This is a genomic window from Pseudoteredinibacter isoporae (assembly GCF_040372805.1).
In the GTDB taxonomy this organism is placed as follows: domain Bacteria; phylum Pseudomonadota; class Gammaproteobacteria; order Pseudomonadales; family Cellvibrionaceae; genus Pseudoteredinibacter; species Pseudoteredinibacter isoporae_A.
Genome location: NZ_BAABWJ010000009.1, coordinates 1 through 19,783 on the forward strand (window position 1 = coordinate 1; position 19,783 = coordinate 19,783).

The following is a 19,783-nucleotide window of genomic DNA, read 5'->3' on the forward strand; positions in this document are numbered from 1 at the left end:
CTGTTAGCCAGAGTAGGTGAGGAGCCAAATAACTCGTGAAAGGCTCTTGTATATAAGCAAGCATTATGCGCCTTGAAAGAGAAGCTGGAAGTTCGACCCCGTTGTCACTTCTTCCTCCTATCTCTACATCATACTCTTCCCAGCCCGCCGACCTCTTTCCATAGAAGGCTGTCCCGCTACTCCAATTTGCTTGCACTCCTACGATTTTGAACACATCTTCTCCTTCATTAGAAACCCCACCTAGGTCCCTGGAGAGAATAATGGAGCCACTAGATTTGACTTTCTCATGAACCTTGGCGTAGATAGCTTTGCCGAATTTTTCGCTTTTTGGTGAATCCCAAATTCCCTTTTTCCACTCTTTAGTGAATCTATCTCTGTGGGTTAGGTGAAATCTATAAGCAAACCAGAGCAAAATAACCCACGGGACCCAAATAATCTGATCGGGGGAGGAGAGCTCTAGGCTGAGGAGGCTTAGTGAAATTTTGTCTCCGTCTAAGGAGCCACCCCCAAAATAGAAAACAATAATAGCGCCAGACCAGAGGACTAAATTTCGTCGAGATACATTGTCGTCTTGAATGGGCATGCCAATTCCTTTTGGTAAGTTGTTGGAAAAGGAGATTCTACCAGCAGGAGTGGATGGTGCAAATATCAGGAGTTTTTCAAATCAAGGCCGTTCGAGGTGGTGCGTTTTACCTGCGAATTGAAAAGTTTTATGTTCTTTGTGTGGGTACCGAGCGCTATTGATGCGAAATTAAATTGCCTCAAAGAGGAGAGATTTAACCCTCTCCCTTTATTTTGGGGAAGAGATATACGTTATTTTTCAGCTTGAACCTTAGATTCCGTCTTTTGCGCTATTGGCGTAAAGCCTTCTTGCTGGCGAATCATGCTCATTTTTAATGAAAATTCCTTCTTGGTTATCACGCCATTGTCCAGCATAAGTCGATACTTCTTAATCTGGTCTTCACTTGAGCCATTCTTCGCCAGTTTTTTCTTTCGTTTAACCTCTTCCCGTATTTTGGGCCACACCTCTTTGTATAGATTGTGCGACAGGACTAAGAGCGTTATGGCGACCGAGGCAAAGAAAAAGAAATTGGCAAAGCTAGTTAGCTTTTTGGTATTTTGTCGAGACTCATATCTTGCATCTTTGACTGACTCGTAAACTAAATTGGTGAATTCCTCATCGGCCGCTTTAACTTGAGCAAGCATTTCTATTTTTTGCTTACTCATTAAGCCTGTTTCAGGATCGGTACTTTGCTCGACTGTTAACCCTTCAAGTTTATCGTTTAGTGCGGTTAACCTCTCTTGAGCTTCTCTTGCTTTTGAGTAAGCAAGGGAGTTAGGCTCAACTGGAAATAGACTATTTGACAGTTCATTTTTGAAGTAAAGCGCACTTAGCGAGAATAGCCCTAGTATTATTGGTAACGCTGTCCCTTTGAAGATTTTCATATCAAGTCCTTATGATTGCAAACGTAGTGAATATATTAGATTTAAGTATCAGAGTCATCATTGCTTGGTTTCCAAGTAGCCCGCAGCTCAATTAACCGAGCAATAGTTCGACTAACTCCTGTATCACCATTTTCGCTTTAAATATGTTGGTTTGATACTCAGTTTTGTAAGCGTTTTACTGCCTATTGTTCCGGATCTGAGGCTTAAAGTTCAAAGTCGCGTACATTGTCACGATTTTAGAAGGGCTCCAGGGTGGTCTCTAAGCATCCAGCGGTCTTATAGCCAGTAGGCAATTTTCAACAAAAAGAGAAGGTGCTGCGTAAGCCGGGCTGAAGGTGTAGATGGTCCTTTCTTTTTCAATTGCTCGTAGGAGTAAAACCCTTGCAGGTCATGGGATGCGCTCGAATTGTGGCTTTTTGAAGAAAGGAAGAAGGGACCTGAAAAATTCAGAAAAAATGAGGCTGAGCGGGCAGTTTAGCCACCCGTAAGGGGCAAATATGGCGCTTAAAGTACCTTTTTGTTTGGCGCACATATATTCATCCTTGGTATGTGTCTAAGAGGCCAGTAACGATAATTGCGCGGCGGCAAGCAGCTCGGCTTAGCAACTCAGTATCAGGTGATCATAAGGAGTAAGGTCAGTTCGATTGTGAGTGGAGCCCTTGTACGTTGTCGGTGTTACTAGGTTAGGCTTAACTGAGGTCTTTAATAAGTCAGGCTTCACGTTAAACCTGGTGGGGTCCGCTCATTAAGCTTGTTCAACCCCACCAATAACACCACCAAAAATGGTGGGTTTCTATTAGATCATCTTGGACTAACTTAGACTAGCCGAAAATTAAAAAGCCCCGCGTGCTCTGGGCTTGCGAGGCTTTCTTAGACTATGGTGGTCTTTGATTTGGTGCCCAGGAGAGGACTTGAACCTCCACGGCCGTGAGGCCACTAGCACCTGAAGCTAGCGTGTCTACCAATTTCACCACCTGGGCAGATCGTACAGCATCGCTGTTCGAGGTCGCGCATAGTATTGATTTCAAGAGCAGCTGTCAATCATTTTAGTAGTAAAAAATAGTGGTTTATATCTAAACGCTTCTAGTCCTCGGTCATTTGAGCCAAAAGGTGCATTTCGTCGCAAACTTCCGCTGGGCGGTATCAAGTTTGGCCGTTTTTTCAGCAATTGTTGCTTATTATTACTGGCATACAGCCATAAATTTCAGTTCGTTTTGACAGTGTGCGGTTTTAAACAGGGCGTTTTATGAATATAAACAGCGGGAACAGTTTCAGTATCGCTCAACAAGGCTTGCAGCGGAGTCAGGCTCGTGCCGTAGAGGCGGCCGAATCGATAGCGAACCCTGCCCGGTTTCACCCGGCTGAGGAAACAAAGGGGGTTTTAGAGCCTCTGGCTGAGCCCATCGTTCAGTTGAAGGAATCTCAGCAGTTATTTGATGCCTCGGCTAAGGTCATCGAGGTCAGTAATCGAACGGTGGGAGCGTTGTTGGATATCAGCGCTTAGTCGAGCCCACGGGCCGCAGGGAGAGTATGAACGGGAGTTTGATATGATCAGCTTCAACCCTCAACAACCTACATTAGCCAATACCGTCAGTCCTTTTGAGAATCAGGTCAGTCGCCCCGTGGGCGAAGCCAACCCAGAGGCTCAGCAGAGCACAATTCGTCCGGTCGAAGAAGCCAACAAATCAGAGAAAAGCCTACGTCGTAGTCAGAATGATGAAAATAGCGACAATGCCGATGCCGAACGCGACAGTGAAGAGCAGGAAAAGGGAGATAACCCCCAAGGCCAAAAGGGGGCTGATGGTGAGCCTTTAAGTCGAGAAGAGATGCAGCTGATTCAAAAACTGGCGGCTCGCGATCGTGAAGTTAAGGACCATGAACAGGCCCATGCTGCAGTGGGTGGGGAGTTGGCAGGCGCGCCCAGCTATGAATACCAGAAGGGCCCGGATGGTAAGAACTACGCGGTTGGAGGCGAAGTGCCGATCACTATCCAGGAAGTCGCAGGTGACCCGAAAGCCACTTTGGAGAATGCCCGCAAGGTTCAACGTGCCGCGCTGGCTCCGGCAGAGCCCTCAGATCAGGACCGCCGCGTTGCTGCCCGTGCTGCGCAATTGGAGCAACAAGCCTTGAGGGAGATTAGTCAGCTGGCTGAAGCGCAGCGCCAGGCTCGGGAAGAAGAGGCCGAGATCAGGGCTGAAAAAGCTGCCCAAGAACGTGAAGCGAACGATCTGAGGAAAGAGAAACAGAATCTGGAAGAGCAGCGTGTCAGTCAAGCAGAGCTCAACCGCAAGAGCGTTGAGCTGACCCAAACTCTGGTGGGCATTCAAAATGCGGGTTCTAACCCGAATATCGGCCAGTTGATAAATCGTGTCAGCTAAGGGCTAATCCCCTATAATGAGCCTATTCAATCGATAGGCTCATCCCTCTGCATGAGCCCTACAGGGACTCCATTTTGCCAAAAAACAAACATCCGCGTGATCCTCACGCCGAGCGCGAAGCCCAAAACTACGCCAAACCCATCCCGAGTCGGGAATTCATTCTAAAGCAGCTGGATGCTGCGCCAGGACCATTAACACACCCGGAACTCTGCCAGCTGCTGGAGTTACACGACGAAGAATCGATCGAAGCCCTGCGGCGTAGATTGATCGCGATGGAGCGTGATGGCCAGTTAATGCGGAATCGGCGTTGGGCTTATGGGCCGGTGGATCACCTGGACTTGATTAAAGGTCGGGTGCATGGCCATAAAGACGGCTTTGGTTTTGTGATTCCAGCGAATGGTGGGGATGATTTGTATCTTGCCGGTCGCCAGATGCGCAAAGTCTTCGATGGTGATGAAGTGTTGGTGCGCGACAGTGGCAAGGGGTATCGCGGTAAACGCGAGGGCCATATTGTGGAAGTGATTGCTCGCAACACCCATCAGGTGGTTGGTCGCTTTTACGCTGAGAGCGGCGTCAATTTTGTGCGTCCTGACAATGCCCGTTTGATTCACGACGTGATGATTCCGGCGACTGAAACGGCAAACGCCGAACCCGGTCAGTATGTGGTGGTTGAAATTACCCAACAACCCGATCGTCGTCAGCACCCAGCCGGACGCGTACTGGAAGTCCTGGGTGATCATATGGCACCGGGTATGGAAATTGATGTTGCGATCCGCTCGCACGGTATCCCCCATCTCTGGCCTAGCGATGTCAGTGCGGAAGCGGCCGCTTTAGACAGTGAGGTTGCCGATGGCGATAAGCAGCACCGTGTTGATTTAAGAGATCAGCCTTTTGTCACTATCGACGGTGAGGACGCCCGAGATTTTGATGATGCCGTACTGTGTATCCCCAATAAGAAAACCAAAGGGTGGCGTTTGTTCGTCGCCATCGCGGATGTTTCTCACTACGTTACCTTGGGTTCCGCGTTGGATCGCGAAGCGCAGGTGCGAGGGACTTCTGTCTATTTCCCGGACCATGTGGTGCCGATGTTGCCCGAGGCCATCTCTAATGGTCTTTGTTCTCTGAATCCTAATGTGGATCGTCTTGCAATGGTGTGTGAGATGACCATCAGTGCGAATGGGCGTGTCAGTGGTTATCAATTCTACGAAGGTTTAATTCATTCCCATGCTCGGTTGACTTATACCGAAGTCGGGAAGATGTTGGCGGAGCGTGGTAACCCGCAAAGTGGACCCCGTAAAGCGCGATCAAACATCTTGCCTTACATCGATGCACTCCACGATTTGTATCAAGTTCTCAGACAGAATCGCAATGAGCGCGGGGCCATTGATTTTGAAACAACTGAGACCCGCATACTGTTTGACGAAGATCGCAAGATTGAGCAGATTGTGCCGGTTGAGCGCAATGACGCTCATAAGTTAATTGAAGAATGCATGCTTTGCGCGAATGTATGCGCGGCGCGCTTTTTGGAGAAATTGGAGTTGCCGGCCTTGTATCGTGTGCACGAAGGCCCAGGTGACGAAAAGCTGGATAATCTGCGAGACTTTTTGGCCGAAATGGGCTTAAGTTTGGGTGGCCGGAGCCAACCCAAACCGGAAGATTATCAGCGCTTGCTGCAAAGCATTGCTGATCGCCCCGACGCAGGACTGATTCAAACCGTTATGCTGCGCAGTATGAAACAGGCGGTTTATAGCCCGGATAACCAAGGACACTTTGGCCTTTGTTATAAAGCGTACACTCACTTTACCTCTCCCATTCGTCGCTACCCTGATTTATTGGTACACCGGGCCATTCGTTCGGTGATCCGAGGGCGAGGTGGCTTGGGCCAGCAACTGTTGGCATTGTTCAGTAAGCCTCCTGTTCAAAAAGTGAAAGGAGCGAAGCCTTTACCCAAGGGGGATATCTACCCTTATGATATGGCAACGATGTTGAGCATGGGGGAAACCTGCTCGAGCTTTGAGCGCCGCGCAGATGAAGCCAGTCGTGATGTCGTGAGCTGGCTAAAATGTGAATATCTTCAAGACCGTGTGGGTGAGACTTTTGAAGGTATTATCAACGCCGTAACGGGTTTTGGTATTTTCGTTGAGTTGAAAGACATTTACGTTGAAGGCTTGGTTCACATCAGTGCTTTGCCCCATGACTACTATCACTACGAAGCTTCTCAGCATCGTTTGATTGGCGAGAAGAGCCGACAGGTTTTCCGCCTGGGTGATGAGTTACGAGTGCAAGTAGTTCGAGTGGACCTGGATGAGAGGAAAGTGGATTTGGAGTTGGTCGAACGCCTGCAAAGCGCCAGAAAAAAACGCAAAACAGGGAACTCCTCCCCAAAGATTAACGCCCGGGCGAATATGAAAAAATTACGCACCATGGCTGATGAAGATGCGGCATCAGATCAGTCGGGCGGGAAGTCAGCAAAGAAAACAACACAAAAGAAAGGTACTCCTTCAGGGAAAAAGAAACCCAGTAAGGGCAAGCAAGTTCGCAAGGCGAAATCAGCCAGCGCGTCCAAAAAACACCAGAAGAAAGTGAAGAAAGCGACCGGCGCAAAAAAGCGTCAGTAATCGCGCATGTAATCGATTGTTGAGTAATTGAATGGCTAAGTTAGAAACTGTTTTTGGTCTGCATGCCGTGCAGGCGTTATTGAAATCCAGTCCTCAGAGAGTGAAGGAACTCTGGGTGTTGAAGAACCGCAATGACCAGCGTTTGCAAAAGGTGTTGGCGGCGGCGCAGAAAATGTCTGTGGCTGTGACGTCCGTCAGCCGAAAGCAGTTGGATGAAAAAGTCGAGGGCAACCATCAAGGGGTTATTGCGTTTGCGAGCCCAGGTAAATTACACGATGAAAAATACCTCTATGAGCTGATTGATGGTCTGGATGTACCGGCGTTCTTGCTGGTGTTGGATGGCGTCACTGACCCTCATAATCTGGGTGCCTGTTTGCGTACTGCTGAGGCGGCAGGCGTTCAGGCCGTCATTGCCCCGAAAGACAACTCGGCGAGCCTGAATGACACCGCTCGAAAAGTTGCCTGTGGTGCGGCTGAAGTCTTGCCTTACATCAGTGTTACCAATTTAGCTCGCACCTTGAAGTCATTGCAGGAAAAAGGCGTTTGGATCATCGGCACGGCCGGCGAGGCTGATGGGGGTGTCTACCAGAGTGATCTAAAAGGGCCGATGGCTTTGGTGATGGGCGCAGAGGGGAAAGGCATGCGCCGTCTGACTCGAGAGTGTTGTGATTCCTTGATTAACATTCCAATGGCGGGAGAGGTGAGTAGTCTAAACGTTTCCGTGGCGACCGGTGTTTGTCTATTCGAAGCGGTACGTCAGAGAACATAAGGCTGCCAAGGTCATGAGGAGCGGGGCATTGGCCCCGTTTTTTGTTTCGATCCGGCCTTTTCCCCTGCATCAGGTATTTTTTTGCCTTCTGGTCATTCATCGCAGTCAGATTTCACTTCAACGGATTCCCCGTATTTTTCGGTTTTTTTCCGAATTCTCTGTGTCATTATTTTTCTAAGCATCGTCTAAGACAAAGATACTTAATAATGATTGTGCTGACAGCACTCGGAGGAAGGGCCCCATGAAACGTATATTGTTTACACTCGCTGCAGCATTATTGCTGCCATTGTCACAAGCTTCCGCCAATAATGGCCTGGCGGATATTCAGCAATCACCTGATCAGTCTCACTTTATTGCTCGAATGACAGCGGAGAACAATGCTGGGCGTATTCTGATCGTTGACGCAAAAGCAAAAAAAGCCATCACTGAATTTGCCAAACCACGTGACGCTATCATCGATTGGTATCGTTGGGTGGACAATGACCGCGTGGTTTATCAAATTAAGTTGGAGTCTGACAAAGCAGACGCGCTGAATGGTCTGGTAATGGTGTATGCCATGGATAAAGATGGCAGTAATCGTAAGCAAATCTTCGGCCATGGCTTAGAGCGCTTCAAGCGTGATACACGTATCAATAAACGCAAAGAAATCAAAGCCCAGCTGGAAATCGTAGATGTTTTACCTGCTGAGAAAAAACTGATTCTGGTGGCAGAATACCCATTAAAACGAGATGGCATGAACAACTATTTACGTGCAAAAGAACGCCCAGTCACATTAAGTCGTCTGGATGTGTATTCCGGTAAGCGTAAAATGGTGAAGAAGATCAGCTACACTGAGGCCCAGAAGTTGGGGTCTTGAACCTATTTAATCTGATAGGCTCAGGAATGCCCCTGAGCCTATCGCACTTCAGAATTCTGTCTCAGTTCGCTATCTGAATCGTACTTAAGTGCGGTGTTTTCTGGACTATTGCCTTTTCCCTATTTTCAAACACCTGTTCAATTGCTAGTCTTAGCCTCTTAATCAGGATAGGTGTTTTTAATAGGGAGGTCTCCATGCACTTTTACGCGCTGCGTATTTTCATATCGTTATTCGTTCTCACATCTTTTACCTTAAATTCAAACAGTCTTGTTGCCAAAACCCCTACAGACGGTGAAATTGCTCATTTTGTGAAAAAGGGGGACTACCTGGATGTGAAAATATCACCGGATGGTTCCAGCCTCGCCGCTCGGGTACGCCAAGGTGAGGATATGTTGCTGATGTTTGTTGATATTGCAACGGGCAAGCCTTCTGGGGCTATCAGAGCGAGTAATGGCGATATTGTTTACAACTATTACTGGGCTAACAATGAGCGTGTTGTGTACCAGTTTGCCAAAAAAGTAAGCAGCCTGGATGTCCCTGTGAGTTTTGGTATGTGGGCGATTAATAAGGATAATACCCGCAGGAAGCTAATCTATGGGCACGGTGTTGACAAAGGTAAAACCGGAACAAGACTCAATCAAAAGCAGGAAATCAAAGCCGTGGTTGAGTTTATCAGTCCGCTGGTTGATGACCCTAAAAATGTTTTGATCGTGGAGCATCCTCTGAGCCGTGTTGGTAATTATCTATATGATCTACGCAATATAGCCCCATCCATTTCCAAACTAAATGTATATTCGGGTAAGCGCTATAAATTAGAAACACTTCCTACACCAGGTGCAGATCCTGTTGCTTCGCGACATGGGCGACTGAATGTTTATACCAATCAGAAAGAAAACACCCAGTTGGAAGTGTTTTACCGAGAGGGAAAAGATAAGGACTGGAATCAGGCCAATTTACCATCTAATTACGCTGAGCCAAGAGTTGTTGGTGTGAGTGAGGATGGGAAAGAGGTATTCGTGCGGGCTCGTGATGCCCAAAATGGTTTTTTGACCTTGTACAGTTGGAGCCCGGAAGTTGGAGAAATTGTTCAACTCTTCGAAACAGAGATGGGTGATGTGAGCGACTGGATGGTGGATCCTGTCAGCAACTCACCAATTGCAGCTATTCACGAGCCGGATCTTCCAAAGTATCAATATCTTGAACAAGACTACGCTAAGTTCCACAAAATGTTGGCACGGGCGTTCAAGGGGCAGCGTGTAAGTTTTGCAGATCACTCTTTTGATGGTCGCTATATTGTTGCGTTTGTCGACAGTGATGTTAACCCTGGAGAGTATTACCTCTTTGATACGCACACCAAGAAAGCTGATTTCTTAATGGCGGCCAGGTCGTGGATTGATCCCAATACTATGCGCCCTGTGAAATCCGTCGAAGTAGAAGCAAGGGATGGGTTGACACTCAACGGCTATCTTACTCTCGCCCATCACGATAAAGCGAAGGCACCTCTTGTGGTGTTGCCGCACGGGGGGCCGCATGGTGTTCGAGAGTACTGGCAATATAACAGTGAAGCGCAATTGTTGGCTTTTGGTGGCTTTAACGTCTTGCAGATCGATTTTCGAGGCAGCGGTGGGCGTGGTTTAGAGTTTGAAAGTGCAGGCTATAAGAAGTGGGGTAAGGCCATGGTGGATGACGTTATTGATGCAACCAAATCCATGGTGAAAGACGGTTATGCCGAGGCTGACAAAGTATGTATTTATGGTGCCAGCTATGGTGGTTTCTCTTCGTTAATGGCTGCTGCGAAAGCCCCTGACCTATATAAATGTGCTGTGGGTTATGTGGGGGTTTACGATTTAAATATGATGTTTGAAGCCGGTGATATTCCTGAAATGAGGGTTGGACCGGGATACTTAAAAAAGGTATTGGGGTCAGACAAAGCATCTATGGCGGCTCAATCACCAGTTAATAATGCCGAGAAAATTAAAGCAAACGTTTTGTTAATTCACGGTGAAGAAGACCAGCGAGCCCCAATTGAGCAAGGTGAGGCAATGAAGTCCGCTTTGGAAAAAGCCGGGAATAAGCCGAAATGGATGGTGTTTGGCCGTGCAGGGCACGGTGTTTGGGATAACAAGGATCGCATCAAACTCTATCGAGAGCTGATCGACTTCCTAAATGAAAATATCGGTTCTTCCTAGAAACAAATAAAAAGGGCGCTCAGGCGCCCTTTTTATTTTTAATGGACTAGCGGGCAATTCGGCAGCGATCGATTAACGCATTTACATCAATACCTTTGGGCAGCATGCCGTAGGTATGCCCAGAGTTGCCATCTAAGCGGCCGGCGCAGAAGGCATCAGCAATATGACTATTACCGGTTTGAATCAATAAACTTCCTTGCAGCCCTAACGCCATTTGTTCGACGATGTGGCGAGCACGGTATTCAACTTCATCCAAATTACGAAATTCCTTGGCAAGCTTACTGAGGTGGGCATCAAAGCGCTTGTCGCTGCCTCGGGATTTTTCCAGCTCACTCATAAAAGCTTCCAGTGAACTGGGCTCCCGGCTCATGGCTCGCAGCACATCCAAACACTGAACGTTACCACTGCCTTCCCAGATGGAATTGATGGGGGCTTCTCGGTAAAAGCGGGGCATTAAACTGTTTTCCATGACAGCGGAGCCACCGATGGTTTCCATAGCTTCATAGGCATGACCAGGAGCGCGTTTACACACCCAGTATTTACATACAGCGGTGGCGATACGGGTGAAGGCATCCGCTTCTTCGTTCATTCCCGATTCGTCCATACCCCGCCCCAGGCGCATAGCCATGGCCGTTGCCGCTTCGGCTTCGAGCGAGAGATCTGCTAACACATTTTGCATCAACGGTTGTTTGTCCAAACGATTGCCAAAGGCTTCTCGTTGACTGGTGTGGTGCACAATCTGATACATATGTGCACGCATTTGCCCGGCGCTGCCGCTCACACAATCGAAACGGGTACAGGCAACCATTTCGAGAATGTTGGCGATCCCTCGACCTTCTTCACCGATTAACCAGCCAAAGGCGCCGCGCAATTCGGTTTCACTGGATGCGTTGGACACATTTCCCATTTTGTCTTTTAGTCGAATGACTTGCAGTGGGTTCTTACTGCCATCGGGTCGCCAGCGAGGAACCAGAAAACAGGAGATTCCTCCTTCTGCTTGGGCCAGCACTAAAAAGGCATCGCACATTGGGGCGGAAACAAAAAATTTATGGCCAACTAACTCATATTCCATGCCTGGGCCGCGTTGGCCGATGGGATAGGCGTGGGTTGAATTTCGACGCACATCCGAACCGCCCTGTTTTTCAGTCATGGCCATGCCAATGGTCAGGCTTTGTTTGTCCTGGTAGGAGACATTGCGAGGGTCGTACTCTGAGGACATCACTTTGGGCAGCCAGTGCTCTGCAATATTCGCCTGTTTTTTTAACGTAGGTACGCTGGCGTAGGTCATGCATACAGGGCAGAGGTGTCCCGCTTCCACTTGGCTTTGCATGTAGAAGCTGGCAGCGCGAGCAACGTGGGCGCCAGCTTTGGGTTCTGCCCAGGGAAGGCCGCCAATACCGTTCGCGAGCGAGGATGTCATCAGTTGATGATAGGCGGGGTGAAATTCCACTTCGTCGATTCGACGCCCATAGCGGTCATGGGTTTGTAGCGTAGGTTTATTCTGATTGGCTTGGGAGCCTGCGAGAATGGCTTCTCGGCTACCACACACTTCGCCGAAGGTTTGCAGGCGTTCAAGGGCCCACTCTCCCCCTTCGCGAAGAACGCCTTCTTTCAGGGCAGGGTCGTTATTGAAAACATTATAGTTTTCCAGGACAACAGGCATGTTTTCGACGTCATGGGTGTTGGCTTTAATTCGCTCAGCCATAGGGTATTGATTCATAGTGGCCTCCATTATCAGTTGCCTCCATTAATGTGATTCGTGAATAAGGAAATCCAAGTCTGCTTGCTTGGCCTGCTGGTGCGCGCCTAGGGCGTTCAGGCACAGGCGGCTGATATCGAGAGCCAATTGGTGGCTGTCATAGGGCGTCTTATCCCCACTGTAAAAGCGATGCAGGGGCTCTAAAAGAGGTTCGGCCAGCATGCCCACAATAGCGAGGCTGGCGGTTTTACTGTCCTGAGGGCTGAAATCCCCTGAGGAGATACCTCGCTCTATAACGTGTCGATATACCTCGGCGTAGGATCGGCGATAAACCAGGCGTTCCATTTCCAGAGCTGGATCCAAGGGTTCGGCGATCAAGGCATAGGACTGAGTCGGGGCTCGAAAGGCCCGTTGTATGAAGTTAAAGCAGCAGCGAGCCATCGCTTCAAGCGGTGTGAGATCCATTTGGGCAATGGTGTGCATTTCGCCTACCTCCCGGCCGCTGAGTTGGCGGAACAGTGCCGTGCACAACTCAACTTTATTGGGGAAATAGCGATACATAGAACCTGTTGCGAGGCCGGCCTGCTTCGCTGTTGCGGCGATGGTCAGTCCGCTGAAGCCACTCTGGGCCACTATCGTACGGGCGGCGGTAAGGATTTTAGCCTTGTTGTCGGCCTTCCGCGCCAGGGCCTTTTCTGTTACTCGATATACCATTTGGTGTCATATTGTGTAATAAGTTAAATAAAGTGAATCATGGTTCACACTTTGAAGTCAAGAATCTTATGACGGAGAGGGGGGTAATGTTGATTGGCGCCGTGGGGGCAGAGCAGCTGATTTTACAGCCAGAGGCCCAAGCGAAAGGCGGCTCCGGCGATCAGAAAACCCACAGACAGCAGGGTGACGGCAATAATATGCCAGGCCATATCCCATAGATTGTGTTGAGAAAGCTTGGGGATCACCCGAAAGCGGGCGTCCAGAGCGAGGGCCATCGTCAGGCCTAATAGGGCAAGCTTGTATTGAATACCTAAAGCCGTGGGGTTGCCACTTTGAAACCACAAGTTGGGGTCGGGAAGCCAGTGGTAGGCCAGCAAAACGCCTGTCACGATTTGGGTTAACAGGGCCGGCATGCCGACCTTTTCATAGGCCGACTCGAAATCCAGCAGCCTTTCCGGTGAGCGCTCTTTTAGCACTTTGGGGAGAATGACCAAGCACAAGACAATGTGGCCGCCGGTCCAGATCGCGGCGCCCAATAGATGGAGAATAAGCAGGCTGCTGTGGCCCAATGGTGTTACCCCATATTCATTACAAGTGTTGAATCTGAGCGTAAATCAAAGCAGCTTCCTGCGAATTGACGTCGATCAGTTGGTTCTATATTTCCAGGTGAATATAGCTTTCCGAACTCTTTTCATCGGTCTGAGTTTTGCAAGTTAGCAAACGTTCGGGTCCGATATTAAACTGCGTTTTCATAAAATCTCGAAGGGCATCCGTGCGGGCTTCAGCCAGTTGTGTCGCGTCTTTGATTTCCAATGTTCGATTGGTCTCAACCGCTTTGGTTTCTTCAGTTTGTGCTTGTGCCTGGACGGTTTGTTGCTGAATGATCCAAGCTTCTTCACTGGCGCTGATTACGGGGCAGGCACGTACGCGAAGTTGCTCTTTCTTTTGCAGCAATTGACCAAGCTTCTGCAGATAATCTTTTTGTTCCTGGCTTAACTCTGTCTGCCCGTTTGTGAAAGCGAGGGAATCCAAGCGTATTTTCTGTGCTTGATCGCTCAGCCAGCTGCCGACACTGATCAAGGTGCCGTATGGTTGGAAGGCGTATTTCAAATAGGCGACACTGGCTTCCTGCAGTGCTCGGCTGCTGACTTGCTTGAGAAGATCACCGCTGCCAAATTCCGGACTGTCGATATTGCCATCGACAGGTAATTCGAGATGAACATCGCCCTGGTCGTCGCGCAGCAAGCCCAGTGCTGAATCCAATGGCATGCTGATGCTTTGATCAACTTGATCGGCTTTGTCGGCCGAGACACGTTCTAACTCGATACTTCGCAAATCAATCTGGTTTTTACTTTGCAATTGTTTGCCATCCAGTTGACCTTGGCTGTCCAAAGACAATTGCCCGGTGTGAATAAAGTAGCCGGTTTGTTTTTCGATATAAGGAGAAAAGGTGACCAGCTTGATATGCTCAAGCTTTAACTTCGCCTGCAAGGCCATATTGTCGGCCAGTGGTTTAATGGCGCCTTCACTGTTCACGATGCCTTGTTTGTCTATATTGGCGGACAACACCCAGCGGCTTAAACTGTCCTTGTCGGCACTATTAAATTGATCGACAACCAAACGCTCAATAGCGATAGGAATGGTGACAGCCGGTTCATAGTTGTTGTCACGGATCTGAATGTCGCTGTTCAACAGTTGAATATCTTCCAGGGCAATGGTGAATGTGTTGCTATTTTCTTTTTGATGTTCTCCCTCGTTTTCCTTTTGGCCTTCCTCTGTATTGGTGGTGACGTTGGCGGTGTTCGCGGCCGGTTCATTGTGTGGGGGATGTGTGGGCGTTGATTGATTGTCTGCGGGTGCAATTGTGGCTAGTAGTGTATTCAGCTCTTCTTGTACACCCAGTTTATAGTTATCAAGAAAAGCCAACTGGCTACGTAAACCGGTAATGTGAATGCCTTGGGCATTCAGTGTGGCCCTGTCAGCGTCAGGGTGGTGCTCGATGTTAGCGATGCTGAGTTTTTGAAGTTCCTGCTCCTGTTGATGTTGTGGAAACAGGGCAAGATCTTCAATTAAAAAACCGGTCACTTGGCTGTTGGCTTTGCTTAAAAAAGCACTGTTGAAACGGTCCAGTTTGATTTTTCCAAGTGACAACAAGGCTTGCTCGCTATTGTTGTCATTCTGTAATAGTGAGGCGGCGAGCCTACTTAGTTCAAGTTGACCTTTGAGATCCGGAGTGCCTAAGGCACCTGTAGCGGCGAGTGTCAGATTGAGACGGCTGCCAGTGGCTATTTTGATGGTGTGTTGGGGGTTGAGGGAAATCGTTGTCTCATTAATGTTCAGGGCCAGTTCGGCCTCACTTGTTAACGTGCTGGATGCGGTGTCGAAGTGATCCAACTTCAATGATTCAACATCGAGATCAGTGTGCAGTTGTTCGGAACGAACAGAAACCGCAATGTCTTTGAGTTGAAAGTTGTTGAGGATAAGTTGCCAAGGGGCCGAGGCCTCAGGAATGTTGGAGTTGATGTCAGTAGGGGGGTGGGACTGTGAAGTTTGCTCTGCGTCGCTTGGGACCGGCAAAGACAGACCCCGTAAGCCCCATTGTCCCTGCTTTTCTTCAAGGGTCAGTTTGGCCTTGTCGATTCGAACACCATCAATAGTCAGTGTTTGGCCCAGAAGCCCACTCAGTAAACCTTGGTCGCGTATGTCTACAGAGAGACTCGCAATGCTTGCTTCGGTTTTACCATCTTTCGTCAGTTGAATGCCGTTCAGAGTGATGTCGGCCTTACGCCACTTAATGGCCAGCTCGCGAATATCCAGTTGGGCACCTGACATATAGTCGGGGCTGAACTTACGTACCGCAGCGGGTAGCCACAACTCCACCGAAGCCAAAATGCCTGCAAGCAGCAGAAACAGGCAGAGAAGGAAAATTAAAAGGGATTGAAGGGTGCGTTTCATAGGGCTATCTATCTAGAATAATATGTTCACATTATGACAACGAAATATGAAGTTTAGCTTAAGCGATTTGACGGTCGTTTCCCGAATTCTTGAATGGTCTGAATCAATGACTTGCAGGCCCTATCGGATTGCTCTCCCTTAGGAGTGAAGGGGGGCGACTTGGCTGTATTCGGTTAACGTAATTAAGTGACTGGTTAATTAATATGCTAGCACGATTGGTGGGCGAAGTGTGCGATATTAATGGACGTGTCCAGACGGCGTGGATGGTTGAGAGGGACAGGAGTGAGGCGTAGGGTGTGTTCCATACGCCTCATATTTTATAGCTTATGTTGTGCATTTAGCCAATAGCGCTTTGGCGGTTTTAGAGCCGTTATCGCGATTGATGGCTGTACAAATGAAATCGCCGGCGTGAATCAGTGCGTTCAAATCAATGCCGGTTTCGATTCCCAGGCCATTCAGCATATACACGACATCTTCTGAGGCTACATTACCGCTGGCGCCTTTCGCGTAGGGGCAGCCACCGAGTCCGGCGACGGAGCTATCGACGACGGCAATGCCGAGTTCCAGTGCGGCATAAATATTTGCCAATGCCTGACCATAAGTATCGTGCAGGTGCACAGCTAACTTGTCAGCGGGCACTTTTTTCAAAACCGCATTCAACATTGTTTTTACACTGGCTGGGGTGCCAACGCCAATCGTGTCGCCAAGAGAGACTTCATAGCAACCCGCTTCGATCAGCTTTTCAGCCACGTCGGCGACTGTTTCGGGGTCAATATCGCCTTCATAGGGGCAGCCCACCACACAGCTGACATAGCCGCGCACTTTTAAGCCGTCGGCCTTGGCCGCTTCCATAATAGGTGCGAAGCGTTCCATGCTTTCAGCGATGCTGCAGTTGGTGTTTTTCTGGCTAAACGCTTCACTGGCGGCTGCAAAAATAGCGACTTCATCGGCGCCAGAGGCCTGAGCACGCTCATAGCCTTTCATATTGGGTGTCAGGGCCGCGTATTCCACACCGGCTTGTTTTTGAATGCCTTCAAATACCGCTTCACTGCCGGCCATCTGTGGCACCCATTTGGGGTTAACGAAACTGCCGGATTCAATGTAGCGGTTGCCTGCTGCGGCGAGCTTATGGATTAGCTCAATTTTGGTTTCGGCACTGATCGGGGTGGCTTCATTTTGCAGCCCGTCACGCGGGCCAACTTCAACAATGCGCACTTGCTTGGGCATGCTCATAATTTAATTCTCTTGATACACAAATGTATGAATCACAAATGTTTCGTCTGGGTTTCTGCGGGTCGTTAGCCACTCGCAGAAACCCAGGTGGTCGTGAATTATTCCTCGGCAGTGAAATCGAGAAGCAGGGCACCACCATCTACCAGTTCACCGGGCTGGAAAAAGAAGCTGTTCACTACCCCGTCGGCTGGCGCGCGAATAGTGTGTTCCATCTTCATGGCTTCCATAACCAGCAGGGCATCGTCTTTCTTGACACTGTCTCCAACGGCGACCAGATGAGTCACCATGGTACCGTTCATGGGGGCTGTTAAGCCACCTTCACCGGCAGTATCCAAGTCTTCTCCGGTATCCGGCTTAGCTACTTTAAAGCTGACAGCGCCTTTGCTGGTATACAAGCTGAAACCACCATCGTGAGAGGCAACGGTGGCACTGAGGCGATGACCGTTCAGGTCGGCACGTAGGTGATTGCCCTCCAGTCGACCTTGTGCACTGATGACGTCACCACCCATATCGATCAGGTAAGTGGTTTGGCCGTGACGCTGTTGAACTTCCACATCAACGGGGCATTCCTGCTCGTGGTGCAACAGGTTTACCGTTTGAATGTGGGGTTCATTCAATCGCCAGTTGTCGCTGTTATGCCAGGGTGAGCTTCGATCGCCACAGGCAGTTGCGCGGGCATGGGCTTCTTCCGCTTGCTGCAATAACACAAACAAGGCGGCTAGAGGCAATTCATTGGTCAACGCATTTTCATCATCGTGGAAAATATCACCGTGGTGTTTTTCGATGAAACCGGTGTCTAAATCCGCTGCCTTGAACGCGGGTGCATTCGCGAGGTTGTACAGAAAGTCGAGATTCGTGGTCAGGCCGCTGATGCGATATTCTTTCAAGGCTTTGCTTAAGCGAGCCAAGGCCTTGTCTCGGTTCTCATCCCATACAATCAGTTTGGCAATCATTGGGTCGTAATACACGCTGACTTCATCGCCTTGGCGTACACCGGTATCGACACGGACATGCTCGCTTTCTTCCGGCGCTTGTAAAAATTCCAGTACTCCGGTTGCTGGCAGGAATTCATTGTCAGGATCTTCGGCGTAAACCCGTGCTTCGAAAGCGTGTCCACTGATGTTGAGTTGGTCCTGACTGAGTGGTAGATGTTCACCCGAGGCAACGCGTAATTGCCATTCGACCAGATCTTGCCCGGTGATGTATTCGGTAACGGGGTGCTCAACCTGCAAGCGCGTGTTCATTTCCATGAAGTAGAAAGAGCCATCGGTATCCAACAGGAATTCTACGGTACCGGCGCCCTCATAACTGATCGCCTGAGCGGCTTTCAGGGCGGCTTCACCCATTTGTTGGCGCAGTGCTTCGGTCATGCCCGGAGCCGGAGCTTCTTCAATAACTTTCTGATGACGGCGTTGAACAGAACAGTCGCGCTCAAAGAGATACACGCCTTTGCCAAAGGTGTCACAGAATACTTGGATCTCAACGTGACGAGGCTGGGTTAAATATTTTTCCACCAGCATGTGGTCATCGCCGAAGGCGTTCATGGATTCACGTTTTGCCGCCTCAAGGCCTTCGTCAAATTCGGCTTCATTCCAGACCTGACGCATGCCTTTACCGCCACCGCCGGCCGCTGCTTTTAACAGTACCGGGTAGCCCATATCGTCGGCGGCTTTTTTAATAATATCCCGGCTCTGATCTTCGCCGTGGTAACCGGGTACCAGAGGTACGCCGGCCTTTTCCATAATTTGTTTGGCGGCTGACTTGGAGCCCATCGCTTCTATTGCCGCAATGGGTGGACCAATAAAGACAATGTTATTGTCGGCACATCGACGGCAGAAATCAGCGTTCTCTGATAGGAAGCCGTAGCCGGGGTGGATAGCTTGTGCGCCGGTTTTTAGGGCGGCCTCAATGACGTTATCACCCAGTAAATAAGATTCCCGTGACGGAGCAGCTCCGATATGAATGGCCTCGTCGGCCATAGCAACATGCAAAGAATGCGCATCGGCATCTGAGTAGACAGCGACAGTGCGCACACCCATTTTCTGTGCTGTTTTGATGACCCGGCAGGCAATCTCACCGCGGTTAGCAATTAAAATTTTGTTAAACATAATCATCTTCCCGCTTATTGGATCCAATTAGCTTGGCGTTTTTCCAGAAAGGCTGTTAACCCTTCCTGGCCTTCTTCTGATACGCGAATGGCGGCAATACGCTCGCTGGTATTGGCAATCAATTCGCTGGTAATTTCTCGTTCAGCCACATCGGCCACGAGTGTTTTGGCTTGTGCCACGGCTTGTGGGCTATTGCTCAGTAGGGCGTTGATCAGCTTGTTCAGAGACTCATCCAGTTGTTCTTCAGCAACCACCTCGCTGACTAATCCTAGAGACTTTGCTTCCAGAGCCTTGAAACGTTCCGCCGTTAAAAAGTAGCGACGTGAGGCACGTTGACCCATGGCAGCGATTACGTAGGGACTGATTGTCGCCGGTATCAAACCAATTTTCACTTCGCTCAAACAAAAACTGGCTCGTTCACTGGCAACGGCCATGTCACAGCAGGCCACTAAGCCGACGGCGCCGCCAAAGGCTGCGCCTTGCACTCTGGCAATGGTTGGTTTGCTCATGAAGTTCAAGCGGCGCAACATGTCAGCAAGGGCATTGGCGTCACTCAAGTTTTCTTCATAGCTGTAACTGGCCATGCGTTTCATCCAACCGAGGTTCGCGCCAGCTGAAAAGCTTTTCCCTTCGGCTGCAAGCACGACGACGCGCACATTGCTATCTTGATCGGCGTCGGCAAAGGCTTCGCTCAATTCGGCAATGACGCTATCGTCAAAAGCGTTGTGTATCTCCGGGCGACCCAGGCTGATGGTGCGAACGCCGCGGGCATCAGTGCGGATCTTCAGAGTCTTTTCATTTTCGTTGCTCATGATGAC

General features: G+C 49.5%; 15 protein-coding genes and 1 tRNA gene. 6 read left to right on the forward strand and 10 right to left on the reverse strand.

Annotated elements, in window-relative coordinates; translation table 11 throughout:
• The 3 genes from ABWW03_RS15860 to ABWW03_RS15870 all read right to left on the reverse strand — a co-directional run.
• Nucleotides 1-583: hypothetical protein (locus tag ABWW03_RS15860; RefSeq protein WP_353409880.1), on the reverse strand; the 583-nt coding region annotated here is incomplete at its 3' end.
• A gap of 230 nt (nt 584-813) precedes the next feature.
• Entirely contained in the window at nt 814-1,446 is a 633-nt protein-coding gene (locus ABWW03_RS15865; protein ID WP_353409882.1) for a hypothetical protein, read from the reverse strand.
• A gap of 893 nt (nt 1,447-2,339) precedes the next feature.
• A tRNA-Leu gene (locus ABWW03_RS15870) sits at nt 2,340-2,426 on the reverse strand.
• A gap of 266 nt (nt 2,427-2,692) precedes the next feature.
• Between ABWW03_RS15870 and ABWW03_RS15875 the strand changes: the two genes are divergently transcribed.
• From ABWW03_RS15875 to ABWW03_RS15900, 6 genes are all read left to right on the forward strand, one after another.
• Nucleotides 2,693-2,950: a hypothetical protein gene (locus tag ABWW03_RS15875; RefSeq protein ID WP_353409884.1), complete on the forward strand. Its 258-nt coding sequence runs from the start codon at nt 2,693-2,695 to the stop codon at nt 2,948-2,950.
• Between the two features lie 43 nt (nt 2,951-2,993).
• A complete protein-coding gene (locus tag ABWW03_RS15880; protein WP_353409886.1) occupies nt 2,994-3,824 on the forward strand; it encodes a putative metalloprotease CJM1_0395 family protein in 831 nt (276 codons plus the stop codon).
• 74 nt (nt 3,825-3,898) lie between these two features.
• Nucleotides 3,899-6,442 (forward strand): ribonuclease R, encoded by a 2,544-nt coding sequence (rnr, locus tag ABWW03_RS15885; RefSeq protein WP_353409888.1) that lies wholly within the window; start codon nt 3,899-3,901, stop codon nt 6,440-6,442.
• Nucleotides 6,443-6,473: 31 nt separating this feature from the next.
• A complete protein-coding gene (gene rlmB, locus ABWW03_RS15890; protein ID WP_353409890.1) occupies nt 6,474-7,211 on the forward strand; it encodes a 23S rRNA (guanosine(2251)-2'-O)-methyltransferase RlmB in 738 nt (245 codons plus the stop codon).
• Between the two features lie 241 nt (nt 7,212-7,452).
• Nucleotides 7,453-8,067: a hypothetical protein gene (locus ABWW03_RS15895; RefSeq protein WP_353409892.1), complete on the forward strand. Its 615-nt coding sequence runs from the start codon at nt 7,453-7,455 to the stop codon at nt 8,065-8,067.
• Nucleotides 8,068-8,456: 389 nt separating this feature from the next.
• A complete protein-coding gene (locus tag ABWW03_RS15900) occupies nt 8,457-10,256 on the forward strand; it encodes an alpha/beta hydrolase family protein (RefSeq protein ID WP_353409894.1) in 1,800 nt (599 codons plus the stop codon).
• Nucleotides 10,257-10,302: 46 nt separating this feature from the next.
• Here ABWW03_RS15900 and ABWW03_RS15905 read toward each other — a convergent pair whose 3' ends face one another.
• The 7 genes from ABWW03_RS15905 to ABWW03_RS15935 form a co-directional block, all read right to left on the reverse strand.
• Entirely contained in the window at nt 10,303-11,976 is a 1,674-nt protein-coding gene (locus tag ABWW03_RS15905) for an acyl-CoA dehydrogenase family protein (protein ID WP_353409896.1), read from the reverse strand.
• 27 nt (nt 11,977-12,003) lie between these two features.
• Nucleotides 12,004-12,669 carry a TetR/AcrR family transcriptional regulator gene (locus ABWW03_RS15910; RefSeq protein WP_353409898.1) on the reverse strand — a complete coding sequence of 222 codons (666 nt, stop codon included), beginning with the start codon at nt 12,667-12,669 and terminating at the stop codon, nt 12,004-12,006.
• Nucleotides 12,670-12,791: 122 nt separating this feature from the next.
• The gene (locus ABWW03_RS15915) at nt 12,792-13,238 is read right to left on the reverse strand and encodes a CopD family protein (RefSeq protein WP_353409900.1); all 447 of its coding nucleotides are present in this window, start codon (nt 13,236-13,238) and stop codon (nt 12,792-12,794) included.
• An 85-nt stretch (nt 13,239-13,323) separates the two neighbouring features.
• The gene (locus ABWW03_RS15920) at nt 13,324-15,624 is read right to left on the reverse strand and encodes a DUF748 domain-containing protein (RefSeq protein WP_353409902.1); all 2,301 of its coding nucleotides are present in this window, start codon (nt 15,622-15,624) and stop codon (nt 13,324-13,326) included.
• A 324-nt stretch (nt 15,625-15,948) separates the two neighbouring features.
• Complete coding sequence (locus ABWW03_RS15925) at nt 15,949-16,857, reverse strand: hydroxymethylglutaryl-CoA lyase (protein ID WP_353409904.1); 909 nt, start codon at nt 16,855-16,857, stop codon at nt 15,949-15,951.
• A gap of 98 nt (nt 16,858-16,955) precedes the next feature.
• Nucleotides 16,956-18,965, reverse strand: a complete 2,010-nt coding sequence (locus ABWW03_RS15930) for an acetyl/propionyl/methylcrotonyl-CoA carboxylase subunit alpha (RefSeq protein ID WP_353409906.1) — start codon at nt 18,963-18,965, stop codon at nt 16,956-16,958.
• A 14-nt stretch (nt 18,966-18,979) separates the two neighbouring features.
• Entirely contained in the window at nt 18,980-19,777 is a 798-nt protein-coding gene (locus ABWW03_RS15935) for an enoyl-CoA hydratase/isomerase family protein (RefSeq protein WP_353409908.1), read from the reverse strand.
• Nucleotides 19,778-19,783 lie beyond the last annotated feature (6 nt).